Below are 19387 nucleotides of genomic sequence, written 5' to 3'. Positions count from 1 at the left end.
CGGCACGCCATACTTCGATCGCTTCCCATGGACATCGCGTCCATAAAGCCTTCATCGGCGGCTGCGGCTGCCCTGAAGTCCAGCTTCGCTGGCGTCGCAGTCGATACCTGCCCTTGAGCTCCCCTGCTTCGTCCGGGGTGGCTGCCTTGGCAGCCATGAGTTCCGGTCGGCCTTCGGGCTGACGCATGCACATGGTCGACGGCCCCTGGGTCGCCGGCCACCGAGCAAAGGTCCTTGCCGCAAGGCACCGGGCCTTCACATCCCACGTCAGCCCCAAGGCTGGCGCCAAGCCGCTTCGCGTCCGCGAGGCACACCCGAACGGGGACCCCAGTCCCCGCCAGGGTTGGGCGTTCCCCTTTTCATCGAAGGAGAACGCCATGTTCGCTGCCTTTGCAGCCAGAGAGTCGCACCGCATTCCGGTGCTGTTGGGTGGATCGGGTCTCACCCGCCCGGCCCCCTCGCCGCAGCCCAGGCTTGCGGTACTGCTGCGTCCCCTGCCCTGCCTCGGCAAGTGCGGGGGCCGCCCCTGTGCGGACTGCCGCGAGGCAGCTTGACCATGCCGGTCGATCTGTACCGCCGGCGCATCGCCGCCACCGTGGTCGAACTGGCCCGGGAGGACCCCTTCCTGGTCAAGGAGGTCATCGCCCGTCTGCGCGCAGCGGGCGAAATCGAAGCCGACGATCTGGTCTACCTGGACCGAATCGCCGACCGCTGGATCGGCATCGCCGAAGCCAACGCCCGGCAGGAAGCCTCAACGCACGCGCGTCAAGCGCGCGGGTAGCGAGGCACCCTTCGCCTGGGCCATGGCCGAGGCGATCTTTTCCAGCAGTTCCGGGCGGTCCTCGGCCAGCGTGCCGGCCCATCGGGCCAGCGCCTGGTCGAGATCGTCCTGCGTTCGCGCCCCATCGACGTCGATGCCGACTCTTCGGAGTTCCTCGATTTCGGTGGGCGTGAACCGGAGTGAATGGCCTGCACGAAGCATGTATGGGCTTTCGAAAGCGGTGGAATGCCAGCTTAGCAGGCCAACACATCGCCACAACCCTGGGAGACTGACGCCTCCCATTGGGGCATGGCGCGTGCATCCCGCAAGCAAGGAGAAAAACCATGACCGTGAACGCATCCCGCGCCAAGCCAAGGCGCAGTGCCATCGGCATCGAGGAAGAGCGCGCCTGGGTATCCTTCTACCGGCGTGCCGGCAAGGATCCCGCGATCGCGGCGGAAGTGCTGGCCCAGTTGGACAGCGATCCCGAGATGAAGCGCGAGCACTTGGCACTGTACCTGTGCTGCCGCGAGTCGCTGCGCCTGCACCAGGCGCGCGAGGCGCGCAACCATCGGTTCGGCCGGTTCGTGCGCTGGCTGCTCGGCGGCCTGTTCATCCGGTTTCCGGCAAATGTGCGGCGCGCATTGGGACGTGGAAGCGACCTCGCCGCAGCCTGCCTGCCCGAGGAGCATTCCGAGCCTGCCACGGCCCAGATCCAGCGTCTGGCGAAAAGCCCGAAGGTACGTGCCGCCCGCGCGGCATTCAAGGCACCCTCCATCAGCGAAAAACCTGCCTCCCCATCGGCGGATTCGGCAATGGTGGATTCGGCACCCCGAGCAGCTCAAGCCACTGGCTGAGCCATGCATCCCATTCCCCTGGCCGCGTGGCTGGGGGAATGCGGTGCTTCGCCCCATGGGCAGGCTAACGGCCCAATTTCTTGCGGCAGGCTCACGCCGCCAGGCAACGCGCAACCTCCCGGTCAATCATCCAATGAAGGAACTGCGTATCCTGCGACACGCCCCAATAGTGCGCCTTGCACTTCGACACATACGCATCCAGATCCGCACGCGTGCGGATACCGGCAGGCTCGATGTCTGTCAGCCAACGGAAATACTCGATTTCCTTCTGCGTCAAACGGATCTGGGAACCCAGGCGGATCATGGAGAAACCTCTTGATGGTCACCATGCTGACGCAAAACAACGTGCTTGAGGACACATTAACGGGCCCTGATCAAAAAATTTCCTGAGTGGCAGCAGAGTAATTTTCGAGTGTCACGGGACTGCCTTATGCCATGCCTCCGGCTTTCCAGATGTTGGCGAATGGCCACGTTTCGGCGCATTTCCCATCCGACCCCGCGAACAAACACCCGCCACCGCCACGATTTCTAGCCGACACAGGTTTTCCCCCTTGTGATGCGGCAAACCCAGGGGCACAGTCCCAATATCGGTCGAGGGCCTGATCAGGGCCTCCGGTCGCTTGCTCACGTCACAGCCCATCCAGCCAAGACCATCGTGCCGGCAGCCGTTGCGCACCTCCATCAGACCGCGGACGCCATCCCCTCGGCGACCGGCGCTGCCCTGCATTTCGATCCAGGAGAGCGATGTGGGAAACGCGCTCACAACCTCCTATCCGCGCATAGCACTGCTGGGTGCGCCGTGCATCTACCGCCTCATCGTCGCGAGCAACTCTCGGCGCCTCGCATGGGAATCCCGTCGGACTCTCTTGTATAGCGGCATGGTATTTGCGAAGCCCACAAGGCATCCCAGAACCCGTGTCGGCATTGCCACACAAGGAAGGAAACATGCACACCCATTGCATTGAGCAATTGCGCGGGCTCGCCGAGCCTCTGGCGGCTCTCTCGCTGACCCACCTGACACCCACCACCCGACAAAAGCTGCACGCAGACGATCTGTCCGTCAATGCCTACCCCACCGACTTTGGAGGCTTCGTATACGTAGGCTCGCCGCGCTACCGCATGCCTGCGGAGTCCGATCTTGCAAAGATCTTCGAGGCTGCAGAGCAAGCTGGCATCGTCTAGCTCAAGTTCGACAGCGAAGCGCCGACCGTCAAGGGCCTGCCGACTTTCACGCCCCAAGACACTATCCTCTGAGGCCCCGCGACGCCAGCGCACTGCGTCCGGGTCGGACACCTTGACCTCTGTCACTCCATGGGCACGGCGTCGGCATCTGCCCGCAAAGCCTCCAGATCGATCACCGCATCGGCCATGCCGGCCAACTCGGGCGTCTGAGAGACGAAGAACTCCCGGTGATAGCCGCCCAGTCGCAGCACCTCGCGCTTCATCGCCCCGAACATGCGCTTTCGGTCCGGGTCGAGGGCCCCGTCTGCTTCATCCGAGAACAGGGTCTCGTAGCGCCGTTCGCCAGCCTGCGCCAAATACAGTGCCACCGCCCGCACAAGGCATTCGTTGATCCAGACCCGCTCCCCTCCACTCATCAGCCGCACACTCTTGCTTTCCCCTGAATCGGCGTCATGCACCAGGATGTCGAAGTCCTCCCGTTTCTCGCCCTTGGCCGTCTCCCCCTGCGTGAGGATGGAGACCGTGAAGCGCGGGCCGTAGCACGCCAGCAGCAAGTCGTTCGCCAGTCCCGACAAGGCCGGCCCCGCATCGTCGATCGCCAGCGCAATCAAACCATCATTGCTCATGCACCGCGCCAGCAGCGCCCAGTCGCCCATCGCGCTCTCGATCCGCAGGGCACGCCGATGCGCCGCAGCCCGACGTTGTGCCAGGGCATCCAGCTGCTGACGCAGCGCCGCCAGGCTCTCCAACTCCTTCAAAGCGTCTACGTGCGAGCCCTGTGCATTGCCATGCGCGGCGATGGCGCGATCGCGTGCCGACTCGGCAATGACCAGCTGCTGGGGATCAAAGGGTTCCGGCAAAGTGCGCAGGACGGCATCCAGCCGGACCAGCGCCTGCTTCAGCAGGTCGGACTGCTGCGTCCGCCGCGCGTCGATGGCCTGCATGGCGGCGGTAATGGCATCCCGCTCCTCCCGCTCGGCAACCGCTTCGGCCGAGGAATCGTCCCTCTCGGGATCTCCAAGGCCGTCCAGTTCGGCCTGAACCTCGGTCAAGCGCTGGCGCGCGACCTGAATCTCTTCCGCCTTCGCCGCCAACAGGGCAAGTCGCGATGCGCGGCTGCGAGCGCGCTCCTGGCGATGCTCGGCGGCTTCCAATTGGCCGCTCGCGGCTGATAGCGACTGGACACGCGCCTTGACGGCCCGGCCCTCCCGCTCGACCTCCGCCTTCTCGTCGCCCAAACGCCGCAGCACCGCATCGGCGCTGGGAATCAGCGCCTGCGCCTCCCGTGCATCGGCCAGCAGTTGGCAAGCTCCCTGCAGCGGCATCCCGGCGCACGGCACCTCGGCGGTCAGGCCCAAACGGCGCCTGAGTGCCTGCGCCTGCAAGACAGCCTGCCCTGCCTCTCGTTCGATACCCTGAACCCGCTGCACAAGGATGCGCAACTGGCCCTTGGCCTGCTCCCACTCCGCCACCTGGTCTCGGCGATGGCGCGCACGCTCGGTGCGCAGTTCCAGCAACTGCTCTGCCAGCGGCAAACGCCGCAATGCGTTGTGCACCAGATGCTCCCGCTCCAGCAAGGCATGGCATCGGCTCCGTACGTTCTCCAGCCGTTCTCGGCGCTGCAGGGCCTGCGCCCGCCGCTCCGCAACGCGGCGCGTGAGCCGGTCCAGCCGCTGGCGCGCATCCTGTTCGCGCCCCGCCAGGTCCTGCAGAACCACTCGGCCCGCTCCCTGCGCAGCTTCCCGCTCCTGCAACAACTGGCCCCGCCGCGCGTCGGCCTCGCGCGCCTGCTCGCGCTGTGCCGCGGCCCGGGCGTGGGCCTGGCGCGCCTCCTCCAGCGCCGACGCCGCCGCTGCCACCGCCGCATGCGTCCGGGCGGCACGCGCCGGCGCATCGGCGGCATCGGCCCGCGCGCGGGCGAGCCGTTCTCCCTCGGCGTCCAAGGCAGAGGCCTCCTGGCGCAGTGCTACCAGCCCTGTCTTCAACAGCTTGGCGGTCTCACCGGCCTTGCGCCCCAGCTCGCGGATATGCTCCTGCCCCAGCAGGTCGGCCAGCAGCGTTTTGATCTCCGCGTTGCGGTAGTCGCTGAGCTGACGCTTGCACTGGGCTCCGAAGACCGACGTGAAGAAGGTATCGGCGCTGCCGCACAGGTGCTCCACGCAACGCGTATAGGTGTCCACCTTGCCGTCCGACACCGTGCCATCCTCCAGGGTGACTGGGCACCATGCGCCCGCATCGGAGAGTGCGAACAGGAAGGCCTCCGTCCGGCGCCGACCGATGGGACGTATCACGATCTGGGAACGATAGCTTTGACCTTCGAGCGCCCAAACCAGATCCTTCTCGTTCTCCGGAAGGTAGACATGGTCGTAGTAGCTGAAGCCGCCCGCACCCGCTGCGGACGCACGCGAGGGCATCGTGAGGTACGGGTGCATGTTGTCGAGCACCGTGGTCTTGCCGCGCCCGTTGGCACCCGCGATGGCGACCAGCTCGGCCCCATCGCACAGGGCCTCGAAGTCCAGGGTCAAGGCAGCCAGGCCCAGGCCATCCCGGATCCCGCGAAACCCCTTGAGCGTCAGAGAAAGTAGTTGCATGGCGAAGTTCTCCATGGGTTTGACGCACCCAGTTTCCCGTGAGAGCCCGGGGAAGCAAGGGCTTGAGCGCCGTGGCCGCCCCTCCCCGGCACTCTGGCAAGAGGATGATCGAGTTATGCTGCAAAATTCCATTTGAGTTCAATGGGTTATCGAAATTGGCAAGAGAGGTAAAATCGTCCGTCAAGGATCCTCCCGCCCACCACCATGAACACGCTCAATCGCATCAAACGCTCCGTCGCCAACCGCAGCGACGATGTGCTGCTGCGCAGCGAGTTCGACCAGTTCGGCAGTGCCGCGCAGGTGGGCCGCGCACTGCGCGAACTGGTGCTGGACGGCACGCTGGTGCGCCTGGGCCTGGGCGTCTATGCCAAGGCCAAGCCCAGCGTGCTGACGGGCAAGCCGATTCCTGTGCGGCCGCTGGAGGTCCTGGCCCCCGAGGCGCTGAACAAGCTGGGCGTGACCGTCATGGCCAGCCGCTTGACCGAGGCGTACAACGCCGGACGCAGCACCCAGGTGCCTGCGGGCATCGTCTTCAACGTCGGCCGACGCCGCATCGCCCGCAAGCTGGGCTTCAACGGCAAGGCGATCCAGTACGAACACGCATGAGGGTGCTGGCACCGCAGCGGCGGGAACTGATCGAGGCGCTCATCGCGGAAGCCACTTCCGGCGGAATCACTGCGGGCCTGCTGGAAAAGGACGAGCACCTGACCGATGCGTTGCGGGCCCTGTTCGCCTTGAGGCTTGAGGGTATGCAACTGGTGTTCTGTGGTGGCACTAGCCTGTCCAAGGCCTACGGGCTGATCGAACGCATGTCCGAGGACGCGGATCTGAAGGTGGTGCTGCCGGATGCGGGCCAAGTCCCCCGCGCCGAGGTCCGCCGCCGCCTTTCCGCGCTGAAGGCCCAGGTGGCCGAAACGCTGGCCGGGATCGGCCTGGTCGAGGACAAGGGCAAAGAACTGGCCTTCAACGAGAACCGGTACTTCTGCAGTGAGTGGAGCTATGCGCGGCACTATGCATCCGCTGCGGGGCTGCGCCCTCACCTGCAGATCGAATTGACGGCACGCACTCCGGTTTTGCCTCCACAGGTGCGCCGTATCACCACGCTGGCCGACCAACTCGCCGGCCGCTCCGATCAAGCCTTCGAGGTCCCGGTGGTCGCCGTAGCCGAAACGGTCGCGGAGAAAGTCCTGTCATTCCTGCGCCGCTATGCACAGCATCGCGCCGGGCTCATGCGCCAGGCCTGGGACACGGCCCTGGTCCGGCATCTCTACGACGTGCATTGCATCCGCCAACGCCAGCCTGAGATGCTGGGCGCGGCGCGGCGGGCCTTTCCTGCGCTGGTCGCAGGTGACCAAAAAGAGTTTGGAGCCCAGTTCCCGGACTTTGCCACGGCCCCTCGTCAGGTGCTGAGCGGCGCGCTGCGGCAGGCCCGTGCGGACGCAAAGATCCAGGCGGAGTTCACCGGAAACCTGCTGCCGCTGGTCTATGGGGGCGGCACACCGGCATTCGCGCAGGCCTTCGGCGACTTCGACGCGGTCGCCGAAGCGCTGCTGGAAGTGCTGCCGTAGCCCTGTCCACCGGACGCGTCAGGCCGCCAGTCGCATGGGTTCCACGGGCTGGTCTTCGGCATCCCGCTCGCGCAATAGATCCGCTGCAATGTCCTCGGGTGTCGCTTCCTCCAGCGCGGCAAGGCATCTCAGCAGCGGTTCGGGGTTGACCTCGGACACCTGGGCCCAGGCGCGCAGCTTGTCCTCCATCCTCGCCATGCGCGAGATGCCGGCCATGCGCGTGCGCACCACGGGCACGATGCGGCCCTCGAGCTTGGTCTCCGCGGCGTCGGCAAGGATCCGTTGGATGGCCCCGCGATCCACGGATCCCCGGTCCTCCTCTGCCACGGTCCAGCGCACGCGCACGCTGGCACCGGCGATGTCCTGCCGTGAAACCGCTTCGCGCAAGGCCTCGAGATCCGGGCGGCCCTCGAACACGATATCCATGGTCCGGCGCGCCGGAGTGGGCTCCAGGGTGCAGCAGGCCGAATCCGCGCCCACTTCCCACAGCAGAAATCCCTTCTCCCCCTCTTCTCCATAGTGAAAGCGGCCGATGGAACCCGCATAGGCGATCAATTGCGCACCCGAAAGCCCCTGCTGCGCCCAGGTCTGGTGCCGGTGGATATGGCCGAGCATGAAAGCCTGGGCCTCGGCGGCAAACAACGCCCCGGTCGTGAACTCATGATCGAAACCAGCCATTGGCACGCCGTGCTCGCTCACGCAACCGAACACCGTGCCGTGGGACACGCCGATGGTGGGCAGTCCTCGGCTGCGCGCGATCCGGTGTGACGGCGCAAAGCCGCAGAGCAGCCGGGCGAGTTGCTCTCCCACAGCCTGCGCCGCGTGCGTCGCCCCGGCGGTAGCCGCCACGGTCGCCTTGTTGACGGTGGGCAGACAGGAGAACAGCGCTACCGCGCGATCCGGTAATGCGCCGAAATGCCATTGCGGGGAAGCGATCCAGTCGCCCTCACGGGTCAGGGCCACCTGCTGGATCCGGTCGGCCACGTGAATCGGGTGGCGCCCACCGACCGAGCGGAAGATGTCCAAGGTACCCGGGGGCTCGTGCGAGTAGGTACCCTGCAACAGCAGCACCGGGCAATGATCGGCCAAGCGCCGCACCCGCTCCACCAGCCGCGCTGCGGCGGGCGAATGCAGGTCCAGCGCGTGATCGGTCGCGTCCCCGGACATCACGGCGGCCTGCGCCCCCTGCGCCACGGCCCGCTCGATGGCAGCGCCGAAGCAGCGCTCGGCCTCGGCGAGGGTCCTTGTTCCATAGTGCAGGTCGGAAAAGTGTGCGATGCGCATGGTCTTCTCCTTCAGGCACCCAGGCCCAGTTCGGCGTCGATCTTGTCGAGGTAGCCTTCCGGGTCTTGGGCGTACCTGTCGAGCTCGTCCCACGCACGACCGCGGCCGTGGGGATGGATCCGCCAGCCATGGCCCCAGCGCAAGGCCGCGTATGCGGAGTAGCGCTCCGTATCACCACCCATGGCCCGAACGCGCGACAGCATTTGCGCGAGCGTAGGACGCGCCTGCTCCAGACGCGGATGGCCGGCACCGGCGGGCGCATCGGCAGTTTCGCCTCTCCCGGCCTCCTCGCCCGTTACTGCGTCCTGATGCGCCTCGGGCTGCCCTTCGAGCACCTGGGTTGCAAGATGGGCCTGCTGGATCGCCGTCTCTTCATCCTCGTGCTCGCGCAGCAGGGCCGTGACATCCACGGGGGCCTCCAGTTCGATGATCCACTGGGGCACGCGCACCGCCCGCCCCTGTTCGTCGATGTGCGGCACATCCCTGAGCACCTTCGTGAGGAAGAACGTTGCGCGGTCGCGCCCCAGGAAGCCGGAGATGCGCCCGCCGCGCATCATGGCCATGGCCTGGAAGCGCTGGATGGCCGCGCTCATCGCGTAGAAGCTCGTGGTGGGAAGCTCCAGCGCGCTGATGGAACGGATGCCGGGAATGAAGAACAGGAACCGGCCCGTGAGATTGCACTGGCGCGCCTGGTACTCGGGGCAGGATTCAGGATCGCAGAGGCCACCGTTCTCTTCACGCAGCACAGCCTTGCGCCCGCCAAAGATACGGATCGCGCGCCGCCCCGTGTCGTCCACCGGGACCGGTGCATGGCGCATGCAGTGGCGCACCAGGCCATCGGGCGAGTACTGCGACCAGAACCGCTTCTCATGGGTGCCCCAGGCCGCCAGCTCGTGCGGCATCACGGTCTGCCAGTGGTCGGCGGGGAAGACGACGGGAAAACGGTACAGACGGTGGCCCTGGCCTCGGTCTTCGCCGTAGGCATCGAGGATCTCCCGGGCGGTCTCCGGGTTCGCGAAGTCCGACGCTCGCACCGTGAACCAGGGCACGTTGCGCGGCACCAGCGGAGACTTGAGCTGCGGCATCGCCTGCGCCAGCCGCCGTTCGATCTCCTCGAAGGACCGGCCCTCGTCCACGCCCTGCCTGTAGATGGCCTTGGCCTCGGGATGCTCGGCGGCCTTGCGGGTCAGGACCATGATGCCGGGACGGATTTTCCCCCCGGTGGGGATGCGTGCCGGGGCCTGGCCCAGCAGGGTGTGCAAGGCGACCGGCCCGCCCTGCACCGAAACGACAGCGTTTGCCATGTGGCGCTCCTTCATGAAACGTCGGGGTTGCGACGCTTCATGCTCTCGCGTGATGCCAAGTGTTCAACCCCCGGCAGCAAGGCTTCCAGCCGACTGCCCCGTCCGGTCATGCACCGCCGGGAGTACGAAAGGCAAGCGAACTAAGCCGCCGGTGATGGCAGCGCGGGCATTGGCTGCTCAGTCCGCCACGCCCAGCATTCACCTTTGGCGACGGCCTTCTCCTTGGCGGTACGCTCCTTGGCCTCGGCAAACGCACTCACTATGTGCAGTGGAATGGGCGTGGCACCGCCGTCCAGCAACAGCGCATTCGGAAAGACTCCACCCTGCGGCGCGTCGTAGCGCAGCGGCTTGAGAAAGCGCCTTTCCTGTCCGACAAGCGCATCGATCAAAGGGCACTCGTGGCCGCCCTCCAGCGGTATCCATTGACCGCTTGCCAGCATCAGGCTAGCCGAATCGATCTCGTAGGTCAATTCGCGGCGGGCGCGTATCAACGCCGCGATCATGAGCCGGATCCGACGTTCGGTGTCTGCGTCGCGCGCCTCCAGCAAGGAAGCGTGAACACGCGCCAGGCGCTCCCAGCTCTTGGTGGGCATCAGCAACGGCGCATCGGGCATGTGGCGGATCCAGATCCGGCAGGCGTGCTCCGCACGATCGCAGGCCTTGAACTCGCCGATCACCAACGCCAATGGCGCATGCCCATCGCGGGGCTGCAGGATGGCCAGCTTTTCCCGTCGGCGCTGGGCGGCATCAGCCTTGGTGGATTCCTGGAATGGCTCGGGGACATAAAGACGCTCGGCCAATGGGATGCCCTTGACATCGATGTCGGCCGCAGCAGCGAGCAGGTACTTGCACAGGACACCCTGGTTGCGCTTTCCAGCCATGGCGGGCGTCCACCGGTTGAAGCCGGCACGCTCGAAAAGAAAATGCATCACGGCGCGAAGCGACATGCGCCGTCGCGGAACTGTGATCTCTGCCGGCTCCGAGATCTCGCCCCTTGGCAGGGCGTGGCCCTGGGTCCTGGTCCATGGGAAGTCCACGCGCAGTTCCACTCGACCAGGCTCAGGCTCCAGCACAGCTTCTCCCACGAGTTCGCCCAGCCCGGAAAGTGCCGCGTCGGGTTCATAGGAAGGGCAGGACGGGTGATGGTCCTTGCCGGTTTCTGGCATGCGTTTGACCACGTACTTGCGATGGCGGGCCACATACATTTCCACACCACCGGCGACACACAGGCAACGCGGCCGCTCAGTATCGTCATGGATCGACGCAAGCGCCAACTGGAGGCCCGGATCCGTGGCTGCAAACACACGGCCGTGGATTGAGAAGTGCTGCACAGGGAACACCGGCAGGCCGCCGTCGCTACTCGTTGCCGCCGCACTTGGTTGCAAGCCATTTCTTCTTGGACCATCAAAGAAAATCTGTTCCTGCATGCTGCCTTCCCCGTTGAGGTCAATGCCACGAACCCATCCTGGACCTTCGTGACGCTCCAGGCGAGCCGGATTCGCATCGAAATTGGTGAGATTTCGACATTGAAGGCGCAGAAATTTTCCGAGGTCAAGCACGCCTCGATCGCCTCATGCGGGAAGCCTCTCTCCCACTAGGTGACCACCAATAGGACAACCCGCACACCGTAAATAGGCAAAGCAAAGCATGCGGCCCACTCGCTCTCAGCCAGTCACGGCATCCGCGTTTTGCATCGACTTGCCATTTACCAGCATCCGCTGAAGGTAGCCCAGCAAGGCCTGCCATTCTTGGCGCGAGAAATCTGCCAGATGAGCGTTCTGCACAACGGCCAGAATGGCCGGCACCTCGGCAACGGCGCTCTCCCCTGCTTCCGTGAGCTGGACATGGATAACGCGCCGATCCTCGACGCTTCTCACACGCTTGCAGAGGCCCTTCTTCTCGAGTCGGTCAAGAGCCCGAGTCACGCCGCCCGCGTCCATTTCGAGGTCCTGCGCGAGATCAGCTACCGTTGGCCGCTGGCGGGCCTTGATCTTCACAAGCGGTCCCCACTGGGTGCTTGTCAGTCCGTGCTGATGGAGGCGCATGTCGGCGTTCCGGACTATCGACGTGGTAACGCGGCGCATCAAGTAGCCGACGGTCTCTTCCTGGTAGTAGCCAGAGGCTTCATAGAATTCAATCGGCACAAGGTTGTCTCCCATGCGAGAAGGATCGCGGAGGAACTGGCCTCCATCCCCGTACAACGGACGGCGAAGTTCGCCAGGCGGCGGAGCATGCGCTTGTACATCCCTCTCCAAGTCTGCGCCCCCCACACCTTCGTCCGGCCCGATAGCACCGGCGATTTCATCCCAGTCGGAGTCCAGCAGATACCGCCGCGCCGCCAACAGGATCCGCTCAACTTCATCCGCGTGCCGCATGCCCCCGCGGACGCCGCTCGCGAGCGATTGCAGTTGTCCCAACGCTGCCACGTTTCCAAGGGATACCGCCTCGACGATCTCCATGAGCTTCAAACCCAGTCCATGTTCGCGGCAGTGCCGCTCCTCCAAGCAGGACAGAACCTCGATGAGTTCCGGCTTGCGCTTCCGCAACACGCCGTACAAATGCAACTCTCCATTGGCGCACAAGAGGTACTGCGGGACATGCTGGACACACAACCGGATTGCCTCGAAATCAACGCTCGGCTGCCCGTTGCCGGCGGCGTCAAGCACGGCCAGCGCCCCGAGCATGCCAATGGCAAACGCACGATGCGATCTCAATAGGGCGGCAATGGTTCGCTCCTGGACAGTGGGAACCTCGCTGGATGCAACGCCCGTGACGAGCAGTGCCGTCGGCGCGCTCCGAAGAACCTGCTCCGTGCAGAACTGGAAACTCCAGCCTTGCGCTCCTGGGCATCGTTGCGGCGCCATCACGATGACGTCGCACCCCTGGAGCTTGGCGGCCGCGCCAAGGGCCTCAGCGAGGTGGGCCGACACCACAGCCAATGACGCGCAGCGAACACCACGTGCCGCCGCGCTCGATCTCGCGCTCGACAAAACTGCATCGGAATCCCCGAAGGCCGCGCGCAGCAGCGTACTAGCCAAGGCTGTTGAGAGTCCGGTGACGCCCCGCGTCGCGGCCGGATCTGGAGCGGCATGAAGGAAGGTGATTTTCGCATTCAGCTTCTCAGCCAAATCGATCGCGGCTTTCACGTTTTTGTCCGATGCCGACGTTCCATCAACGGGTACCAAAAAATGCTCATACATGTCCGGCATCCCTGCTCACACCAGATCGCGCGTCAGCTCTTCCATCGTGTGCTGCCGCCGTGGAAACTGCTCTTTCACCGCACTACGTTCAGCGATTCCCAACAGCAGGCCCACCTGCGCCTCATCCGCGCCCCGGGTATAGAGGCGGTCGGCCACCGTATGCCGCGCGGTGAGCGCTGTGACCTGCTTAAACTCGGCATAGCGGAACAGCTTGCGATAGGTCTCTTGGATGCCGCGACACCGGAAGCGGCGCTGCCCCGCCTCTCCGTACGGCGTGATCTCGAAGCCCTTGCCGCTGGCGGACAGGAACAGGCGGCTGCCAGGCGCCAGGCCACGGTATTGGCCTTCCACACCGAGTCCGGCACCCCACCGCACACGATCGGCGAGATAAGCGTTCATGGCTTCGTTCAGCCGCGTGCTGTGGAAGTACAGCGGCCGCGCCCGGGAGGTGATAGCGGCCTCCTCGCGCAGCACGGAGATCCGCCGCACGCTCCCTGCGGCGTCCAGATAGTCCCGTACCTCGAGACGCGCGATCTCCAACGGCCGCGCGCCGATCGCGAACAGCATGTAGTACAGCGCGAGGTCTTCCAGAGGGTGTTGGCTGCGGCCCCGGATCCGCACGGCGCCGGCGGCGATCTCCGCCTCACTCAGGATGGGCGTGCCCACGGCCCGCTCCGCGCCAGGGGGCTGCAGGCCGTCCAGCGCAGTCTGCAGCGCGTCACGGTGCAGGCGCAGCCTGCGAACAAACGCCGCACCGCTCTGATTCAGCCCGTCGATTCCGGCGCTGCCGGCCAGGTGGGTCGCCACCGCCTTGATGCGCCGCTCGACGGCCGTGCGCGACACCCCGTGCAGTGCCGCCACGGCGTCATAGGCCGCCCCGTCTAGCACCGCGCGCAGCATCGCCACAGACACGTCCCACGATGGCCGGGGATCGCCGGAGAGTTCCTGCTCTTGCACGCCGCGTGCCTCCTTTCAAGGCAATCACACCACGAACGCATCCTGACGCCCCGGTACGCGCCGCGCCAGCCGAAATCGCGTCGCAGTCCGGGGGGTTTCGCAATCAACTACCGAGATGCACAAGGGCAATGCCTCACAACCTGATCGCATTGCCAGCCTGCACTCCATGGGATCAGCAGCGAGCCGTCGAATACCAGCGCCGCGATCACGAGGCAAGCCCTTCGGTGAGACAGACATAGGAATCTTTTCGCATGACGGCGACTGCTTGATGCTGTGCCGTACAAGCGCATGCGGCTCGGGCACCGACTGCATGGCGTTGCGCGTCGTTGGCTTGTTCCTGGCGCTCTCACTCACAGCCAGCCCCTTTTTTTGACGCGGAGCAACAGCCTGTCGAATGCACAATGCACCGGCTGCGATCTCGTCGTCGCTGACGACACGGATGCTTCGCCCCAGAACCACCTAGCCCTTTTCAAGCAGTAAGTTAACGTGCGGTTTCGCGGCCAACTACCGCCTCAGGATTGAGCTCGCGCTCGCTGCGCGGAGTCTCAATCTGCTTGAAGCCGCCAATCATGGCGTCGTTCAGGTACGCGTACAGGCCCCTGCTGAAGTCGTACACCACGTTCTTGACAGACCAGGGAATGTCCAAGTCGTACATGGGAGTGGTGGTATTGAACATGACTCGCGCCAACTGCCCCTCTTGGTCGAAAGCATCGAACATGCCAGCTCCGGAAAGATCCTCGTCAAAGTAATACGTCCGGCGTGGATATGCATGACGCTGGCCCGAGCGCAAGACCGCATCCACCACCCAGACCCGATGCAACTCCCAACGCTCGCATGCTGGGTTGGCATGGCGGGCCATCAGCGCAACTTCTGGTACGGGGCAGTCGTAGGTCGCCTTGTAGCCGTTGTAGGGAATGAGCATTTCCTTCTTGCCGAGCAGCTTGAAGTCAAAGCGATCCATCATTCCGGAGAAAACAAACAATTCGTCATAGACGATGACACCGCCCATGCTTGCCACCGGCGTGTCATAGGCAAATTCGGGCGCGAGCTTCACCCGGCGCTGGCCCGGCGTATAAGTCCACGCCTTCCGGGGCCTGGCGCTGGGATCCAGGTAGTCGGCCAAACCTGTCATTTCACCTACCCTGCGGGCAGGTGACTTGGTGACGGAATAGACCCGCCAGGCCATGGTGGGATCACGATCTTTCTGATCCAGTTCGTAGTAAGGAAAATTCTGATAGGTCTGCTGTTCCGCTGTCTTAATGGGCCGGCCGTTGGCATCCACCACCCAGGATCGCGAAGACATGGTGACCATGTCCTTGCTGCCCTGGTAGCGCAACTGCTGGTTCCACATCACCTCGTGCCCCGTCTTGGGAATCGGGAACGGCATGCCGCCACGGCAGGCCACGTCCACCGCCAAGCCGTCCTTCAGGCTGCGGCAACTGGTGGCGTTACGCCGTGTCGCAGCCAAGACCGCGTCGGGGTAGGCTACAGTGCGGTGGCTCGGGTAAACGTCCAGGTAGTACTCCGGGAATCGGGCCAGCAACTGCCGCTGGCCTTCCGAGAGCTTGTCGGCGTACTGCGCCATGTTGCGTGCGTCAATGCGGTAAAGCGGTTTCTCACCTTTGAACGGATCGACCCAAAAACCGCTGCCCGGCTTGTGTCCGGCAGGCGCGCTTCGGAGCCCCCCGGAATAGGGCGGAATGCTGCCGTCGGCATTGCCGGCGCGCACCGCGCCGAACTCTGTCAGGCTGCTACCCAATTGGCGGGCCTCCTCAGGAGAGACTCCTGCTGCGGCGGCGAGGTGCACGGCCAGCAGTGCCAGCGAAAATATACGGCGCATGGTCACGATCCAGTCAAACGAAAAGATGAAAGACGATTGGGTGATAGAAGGGTGCCGACTCAGCGCATCAATTGCCCATAGCGCGATCGCACCCCCACGTCCACCCAGTCGGAGCCCTGGTTGCGCTGGCGCGCGAAGCTCACGCTGAAGCCGCCCAGATCCAGATCGTTGAGCTGCGATAGCGTGGCAGCCACTGCCTCGGGCGTGAGACGCGGCGTGCGGCGCAAGGCCTCTACCAGCACCCTGGTGTTGATGTAGGCCTCCATGCCCACGAATGTCACCGCGTGGCCCGCGCCGTAGGTGTCCATGTTCCTTTGGAACTCCTGAACCAGGCGCAGATTGCCCGCCTCCGGATTGGGCACCACAGTGGTGAAGCCGAAAAGACGGCCCTTGAAGCCAGCCAGTAGCGTGTTGAGGTGAGGACTCGCCAGCGAAGCGATAACGCGGGGCCATTCCTCCCGTGCCCCCAATTGAAGATCCACCAAGGCCTCGGCCGTCGGCAGTTGCAAGGCAAGCACGGCCCCATGAAAACCCTCCCCGCCCAGGGACTTGATCAGCTTCTGCACGCTGTCGCCCGGCAAGCCGACAGGAACGGCGAGCACGGTGGCGGTCATACCCTCCCCGCCCATGGCGCTCTTGAGCGCTGCGACCGATTCGCTTTCCGGCGCGTCGGTGACGATGGCGACCCGAAAGCAGGCGATGGCCTTGAACTGCCGGGCCAGGGCCTCGGCCTCACGCGTGCCGCTGGCCCGTACCTGGAACAGCCAGGGCGCATTGCTGCGCGCCAAGGCTGAGGCGCCGCTCAACGGCCCAACCAAAGGCACCTTCAATACTGCCGTGACTGCGGCGGAGGCCCGGCAAGAAGCCTCGCCCTGACAATTGAGCAAGGCCACCGCCCCACGCTGCGTGATCAGCTCGCGAACATTGCGCTCGTGCTTGCGCGGGTCACCATCGTCGTTTAGCGTGACCAAATCAAGCCGACGCCCCTGCACGCCTCCGGCTGCATTTACGCCATCTATGTACCCCTTGGCTGCGGCCATGACCCGCAATCCGCCGCCGTCCGAATCGGGTCCGATGTTCAGCGACTGGCCCAGGACAATCATGTCGGCGCCAAGCGCCACACTGCACCACACCAGGCCCGCCGACAAAGCCACCGCCAGGCGCCGATACCCACTATTCACATTCCGCATGGCACGGGTCTCCTTCGTGTTCTTGTTAGGACAAGCCGCTACCCATGAGAACCAGAGGCCGAGTGCAGCACGCCAACCGCATCTCAGAGGGGTCGGAGGAGCCATGCATGCGGCTACCTCGTGCGCCTTCCTTCCTGACCGCCGACCTTGCTATTCACCCGGGGGCTGTCCGCACTGCCTCTTTAAATAAATGGGCAGCGTCATCAAGAATTATACATATTTGTCTTTTTTGTCTATATATCAAATTTCCGTTACTAGCCTCCAATCGCACTACGGTGCCTCCAAAGGGCAAACACGAGCGATGCATACCGCTGTTTCACCTCAGCCGAAACACATCCATTGCGCGTCCCAGCGACTCGGCGCCGTCCTTGAGGCCCTGGGCCGCCGCCGTGGACTGTTCCACCAACGCAGCGTTCTGCTGCGTCACCGTGTCGAGCTGGGTCACGGCCTCGTTGACCTGTGCGATGCCCTGCGACTGCTCGCGCGTGGCACTGCTGATCTGCTGCACCAGCGCGCTCACGCGCTCCACCGCGTCCACCACGCCGCGGATGGTGGTGCCCGCGTGGTCCATCTGCTGGGCGCCGCTGGCGATCTGGTTGACCGTGACGTCGATCAGGCCGCTGATCTCCTTGGCCGAGCTGGCGCTGCGCTGGGCCAGCGCGCGCACCTCGCCCGCCACCACGGCGAAGCCCCGGCCCTGCTCGCCGGCGCGGGCGGCCTCGACGGCGGCATTGAGGGCCAGCAGGTTGGTCTGGAAGGCGATGCCCTCGATCACACCCACGATCTCGCTGATCTTGGCGGACGAGTGCTTCATCTGCTGCATGGCCGAGCCCAGCTCCTGCACGGCCTGGCCGCCGCGCGAGGCGACCTCGCTGCTCTGCGAGCTCTCCTGCGAGACCTTGGCCGCAGTCTCGGCCGTCTGCAGCACGGTGCTGGCCAGCTGCTCCATCGACGCGGCGGTCTCCTCCAGGCTGCTCGCCTGCGATTCGGTGCGCGCCGACAGGTCAAGGCTGCCGCGCGTGATCTCGGCAGCCGACCGGGTGAAGTTGCCGACCTCGGTGCGCACGTCGCCCACCACGGCGCGCAGGTTCACCTGGGTCTGCTGCAGCCGCTGCATGAGCGCGCCCAGCGGCTCGGGGTAGTCCGTGCCGACCGAGGTCGCGAGGTTGCAGGCCGAGATGTCGGACGCGAAGCGCGTGGCATCGTGCAGCCCCTGCAGCACCGTGGCCTGGAAGCGCCACAGCACCCAGCCCGCCCCCAGCACCAGCAGCGCCACGCGCGCCCCCCAGGCCGCCGCGCCCTGCAGCCCGAGCATGTCGGGCACCAGCGCCAGCAGCACCAGCACGGCCAGCATCAGCGCCATGCGGGGCAGCAGCGCCATCTGCGCCAGGCGCTGGCGCCAGCCGCGCAGGCCGTGGTAGCGCACGCTGCCCGCCTCCAGCGAGAAGCTGCGGGAGCCCGTGTCCGCCTCGCGGCGCATTTGGGCATAAAGCGCCTCGGCGGCGGCGGCTTCGGCGGCGCTGGGCTTGGTGCGCACCGACATGTAGCCGCGCGGCTTGCCGCCTTCCAGGATGGGCGTGACGTTGGCGCGCACCCAGTAGTGGTCGCCGTTCTTGCGGCGGTTCTTGACCAGGCCCGTCCAGGGCTCGCCCCGGCCGATGGTGCGCCACAGGTCCTTGTAGGCCTCGGCGGGCATGTCGGGGTGGCGGATGATGTTGTGGGGCTGGCCGATGAGCTCGTCGTAGCCGTAGCCGCTCACACGCACGAAGGCCGGGTTGCAGTGGGTGATCTCGCCTTTGGTGTTGGTGCTGGACACCAGCAGCTCGTCGCCGGAATAGTCGAAGTTCTGCTGGGTCACCGGCAGATTGATGCGCATGGAGGCTCCCTGATGGGCCCGCACCGGTCGCGGGCTGCACGGCTTGCTAACGGCTGACCGCGCCAAATGGATGTTGATACCTAAAGCGTGAGAAACCCAGGCACTGCAACCCTATGAGAACCATGACACGGATTAGGAAGTCCCATTCCGCACGACAGTGGACTTGCAACGCCTGCCTTATGCGCAGCCGTGCCCACAGGGCAGATGCTGGATCACAGTGGTGATGCGCTGGAAGACTTGGGCTTAAGGCAACGCTGAACAAGTCCTCGCGTGCCGCGCATCCCTGTTTTGGGCGGTCTGCTGCGTTGCAAATGCTCGCAATAGCTACGGCTATTGCTGCGCTTTGCGCCTTGCATCCCATCCCCAACCAGGGCGAGCGCCATCGCGGGACTTATTCAGCGTTACCTTAAAGCCGCTCTTTCACTTAACTCGCCCGGTCCATGTCCACGATCTCCACGCTGAGCTGCACCAGCACGCCCGGGGGGCGCGGCGTGAGGCGGCGCAGCACGCCGGCCACGCGCTCCGAGAGGTCTTTCTTGGCCTCGGGCGTGCGGCCCGAGAGCAGGCGCAGCTGCGCGTGCACGAAGGCGCGGTTCGCGGGTGCGGTGCCCACCTCGAACTGCTGCACGGGGGCGATGCGACTCTTGAGGTCGGCCTCGTCGGCCACCTCGGGGCTTGCGCAGACGGCGGCGTTGAGTTCGGCGAGCGCCTGGGCCTCGGGGAAGCCGGCGAGGTTGCGGGAGTATTCGACGATCAGGTGGGGCATGGAAAACCTCCG

The 19387-nt window shown here is 65.2% G+C and carries 16 protein-coding genes and 1 pseudogene; 5 read left to right on the top strand and 12 right to left on the bottom strand.

Features of this window, described 5'->3' with window-relative positions; all coding sequences use genetic code 11:
* The first annotated feature begins 556 nt into the window (after window positions 1-556).
* The gene (locus C8C93_RS07150; RefSeq protein ID WP_063460634.1) at window positions 557-781 is read left to right on the top strand and encodes a hypothetical protein; all 225 of its coding nucleotides are present in this window, start codon (window positions 557-559) and stop codon (window positions 779-781) included.
* Here C8C93_RS07150 and C8C93_RS07145 read toward each other — a convergent pair.
* Window positions 752-982: a hypothetical protein gene (locus C8C93_RS07145; RefSeq protein ID WP_121506383.1), complete on the bottom strand. Its 231-nt coding sequence runs from the start codon at window positions 980-982 to the stop codon at window positions 752-754. The genes C8C93_RS07150 and C8C93_RS07145 overlap by 30 nt on opposite strands.
* 122 nt (window positions 983-1104) lie before the next feature.
* Here C8C93_RS07145 and C8C93_RS07140 point away from each other — a divergent pair, with 122 nt between their 5' ends.
* Window positions 1105-1617, top strand: a complete 513-nt coding sequence (locus C8C93_RS07140) for a hypothetical protein (protein WP_121506382.1) — start codon at window positions 1105-1107, stop codon at window positions 1615-1617.
* A gap of 91 nt (window positions 1618-1708) precedes the next feature.
* On the opposite strand, the gene C8C93_RS07135 is transcribed toward C8C93_RS07140, so the two are convergent.
* A complete protein-coding gene (locus C8C93_RS07135) occupies window positions 1709-1921 on the bottom strand; it encodes a hypothetical protein (protein WP_121506381.1) in 213 nt (70 codons plus the stop codon).
* A gap of 641 nt (window positions 1922-2562) precedes the next feature.
* Here C8C93_RS07135 and C8C93_RS07130 point away from each other — a divergent pair.
* Window positions 2563-2871: pseudogene (locus tag C8C93_RS07130) on the top strand (hypothetical protein).
* A 50-nt stretch (window positions 2872-2921) separates the two neighbouring features.
* Here C8C93_RS07130 and C8C93_RS07125 read toward each other — a convergent pair.
* Window positions 2922-5405: a DNA repair protein gene (locus C8C93_RS07125; RefSeq protein ID WP_233559256.1), complete on the bottom strand. Its 2484-nt coding sequence runs from the start codon at window positions 5403-5405 to the stop codon at window positions 2922-2924.
* Window positions 5406-5594: 189 nt separating this feature from the next.
* On the opposite strand from C8C93_RS07125, the gene C8C93_RS07120 reads away from it, so the two are divergent.
* Entirely contained in the window at window positions 5595-5996 is a 402-nt protein-coding gene (locus tag C8C93_RS07120) for a DUF6088 family protein (RefSeq protein ID WP_121506379.1), read from the top strand.
* Window positions 5993-6958 (top strand): nucleotidyl transferase AbiEii/AbiGii toxin family protein, encoded by a 966-nt coding sequence (locus C8C93_RS07115; protein ID WP_121506378.1) that lies wholly within the window; start codon window positions 5993-5995, stop codon window positions 6956-6958. Before C8C93_RS07120 ends, C8C93_RS07115 begins: the two co-directional genes overlap by 4 nt.
* Before the next feature lie 18 nt (window positions 6959-6976).
* On the opposite strand, the gene C8C93_RS07110 is transcribed toward C8C93_RS07115, so the two are convergent.
* The 9 genes from C8C93_RS07110 to C8C93_RS07070 all read right to left on the bottom strand — a co-directional run bounded on the left by C8C93_RS07110 (window position 6977) and on the right by C8C93_RS07070 (window position 19375).
* Window positions 6977-8242, bottom strand: a complete 1266-nt coding sequence (locus tag C8C93_RS07110) for a metallophosphoesterase family protein (RefSeq protein ID WP_121506377.1) — start codon at window positions 8240-8242, stop codon at window positions 6977-6979.
* An 11-nt stretch (window positions 8243-8253) separates the two neighbouring features.
* On the bottom strand, window positions 8254-9546 hold the full coding sequence (locus tag C8C93_RS07105; RefSeq protein ID WP_121508681.1) for a hypothetical protein: 1293 nt from the start codon (window positions 9544-9546) through the stop codon (window positions 8254-8256).
* A 140-nt stretch (window positions 9547-9686) separates the two neighbouring features.
* Window positions 9687-11105: a DUF1173 domain-containing protein gene (locus tag C8C93_RS07100; RefSeq protein WP_233559255.1), complete on the bottom strand. Its 1419-nt coding sequence runs from the start codon at window positions 11103-11105 to the stop codon at window positions 9687-9689.
* Window positions 11106-11210: 105 nt separating this feature from the next.
* Window positions 11211-12746 carry a universal stress protein gene (locus tag C8C93_RS07095; RefSeq protein ID WP_158603251.1) on the bottom strand — a complete coding sequence of 512 codons (1536 nt, stop codon included), beginning with the start codon at window positions 12744-12746 and terminating at the stop codon, window positions 11211-11213.
* 15 nt (window positions 12747-12761) lie between these two features.
* Entirely contained in the window at window positions 12762-13703 is a 942-nt protein-coding gene (locus C8C93_RS07090; RefSeq protein ID WP_060986635.1) for a site-specific integrase, read from the bottom strand.
* A 481-nt stretch (window positions 13704-14184) separates the two neighbouring features.
* Entirely contained in the window at window positions 14185-15543 is a 1359-nt protein-coding gene (locus C8C93_RS07085) for a DUF1329 domain-containing protein (protein ID WP_121506374.1), read from the bottom strand.
* Between the two features lie 59 nt (window positions 15544-15602).
* Window positions 15603-16733 carry an ABC transporter substrate-binding protein gene (locus C8C93_RS07080; protein WP_158603250.1) on the bottom strand — a complete coding sequence of 377 codons (1131 nt, stop codon included), beginning with the start codon at window positions 16731-16733 and terminating at the stop codon, window positions 15603-15605.
* 316 nt (window positions 16734-17049) lie between these two features.
* Complete coding sequence (locus C8C93_RS07075; RefSeq protein ID WP_121506372.1) at window positions 17050-18609, bottom strand: PAS domain-containing methyl-accepting chemotaxis protein; 1560 nt, start codon at window positions 18607-18609, stop codon at window positions 17050-17052.
* A 424-nt stretch (window positions 18610-19033) separates the two neighbouring features.
* Window positions 19034-19375, bottom strand: a complete 342-nt coding sequence (locus tag C8C93_RS07070; RefSeq protein WP_121506371.1) for a 5-carboxymethyl-2-hydroxymuconate Delta-isomerase — start codon at window positions 19373-19375, stop codon at window positions 19034-19036.
* Window positions 19376-19387 lie beyond the last annotated feature (12 nt).

This window comes from Acidovorax sp. 93 (genome assembly GCF_003633835.1).
In the GTDB taxonomy this organism is placed as follows: domain Bacteria; phylum Pseudomonadota; class Gammaproteobacteria; order Burkholderiales; family Burkholderiaceae_C; genus Acidovorax; species Acidovorax facilis.
This window is presented reverse-complemented; position numbering and strand designations above follow the sequence as displayed.

Excerpts from the sequence above, each read along its gene's own strand:
- C8C93_RS07095 (WP_158603251.1), bottom strand. The coding sequence starts at position 12,746 with ATGTATGAGCATTTTTTGGTACCCGTTGATGGAACGTCGGCATCGGAC.
- C8C93_RS07135 (WP_121506381.1), bottom strand. The coding sequence starts at position 1,921 with ATGATCCGCCTGGGTTCCCAGATCCGTTTGACGCAGAAGGAAATCGAG.
- C8C93_RS07085 (WP_121506374.1), bottom strand. The coding sequence starts at position 15,543 with ATGCGCCGTATATTTTCGCTGGCACTGCTGGCCGTGCACCTCGCCGCC.
- C8C93_RS07105 (WP_121508681.1), bottom strand. The coding sequence starts at position 9,546 with ATGGCAAACGCTGTCGTTTCGGTGCAGGGCGGGCCGGTCGCCTTGCAC.
- C8C93_RS07140 (WP_121506382.1), top strand. The coding sequence starts at position 1,105 with ATGACCGTGAACGCATCCCGCGCCAAGCCAAGGCGCAGTGCCATCGGC.
- C8C93_RS07080 (WP_158603250.1), bottom strand. The coding sequence starts at position 16,733 with ATGCGGAATGTGAATAGTGGGTATCGGCGCCTGGCGGTGGCTTTGTCG.
- C8C93_RS07125 (WP_233559256.1), bottom strand. The coding sequence starts at position 5,405 with ATGGAGAACTTCGCCATGCAACTACTTTCTCTGACGCTCAAGGGGTTT.
- C8C93_RS07145 (WP_121506383.1), bottom strand. The coding sequence starts at position 982 with ATGCTTCGTGCAGGCCATTCACTCCGGTTCACGCCCACCGAAATCGAG.
- C8C93_RS07075 (WP_121506372.1), bottom strand. The coding sequence starts at position 18,609 with ATGCGCATCAATCTGCCGGTGACCCAGCAGAACTTCGACTATTCCGGC.
- C8C93_RS07115 (WP_121506378.1), top strand. The coding sequence starts at position 5,993 with ATGAGGGTGCTGGCACCGCAGCGGCGGGAACTGATCGAGGCGCTCATC.
- C8C93_RS07150 (WP_063460634.1), top strand. The coding sequence starts at position 557 with ATGCCGGTCGATCTGTACCGCCGGCGCATCGCCGCCACCGTGGTCGAA.
- C8C93_RS07070 (WP_121506371.1), bottom strand. The coding sequence starts at position 19,375 with ATGCCCCACCTGATCGTCGAATACTCCCGCAACCTCGCCGGCTTCCCC.
- C8C93_RS07120 (WP_121506379.1), top strand. The coding sequence starts at position 5,595 with ATGAACACGCTCAATCGCATCAAACGCTCCGTCGCCAACCGCAGCGAC.
- C8C93_RS07110 (WP_121506377.1), bottom strand. The coding sequence starts at position 8,242 with ATGCGCATCGCACACTTTTCCGACCTGCACTATGGAACAAGGACCCTC.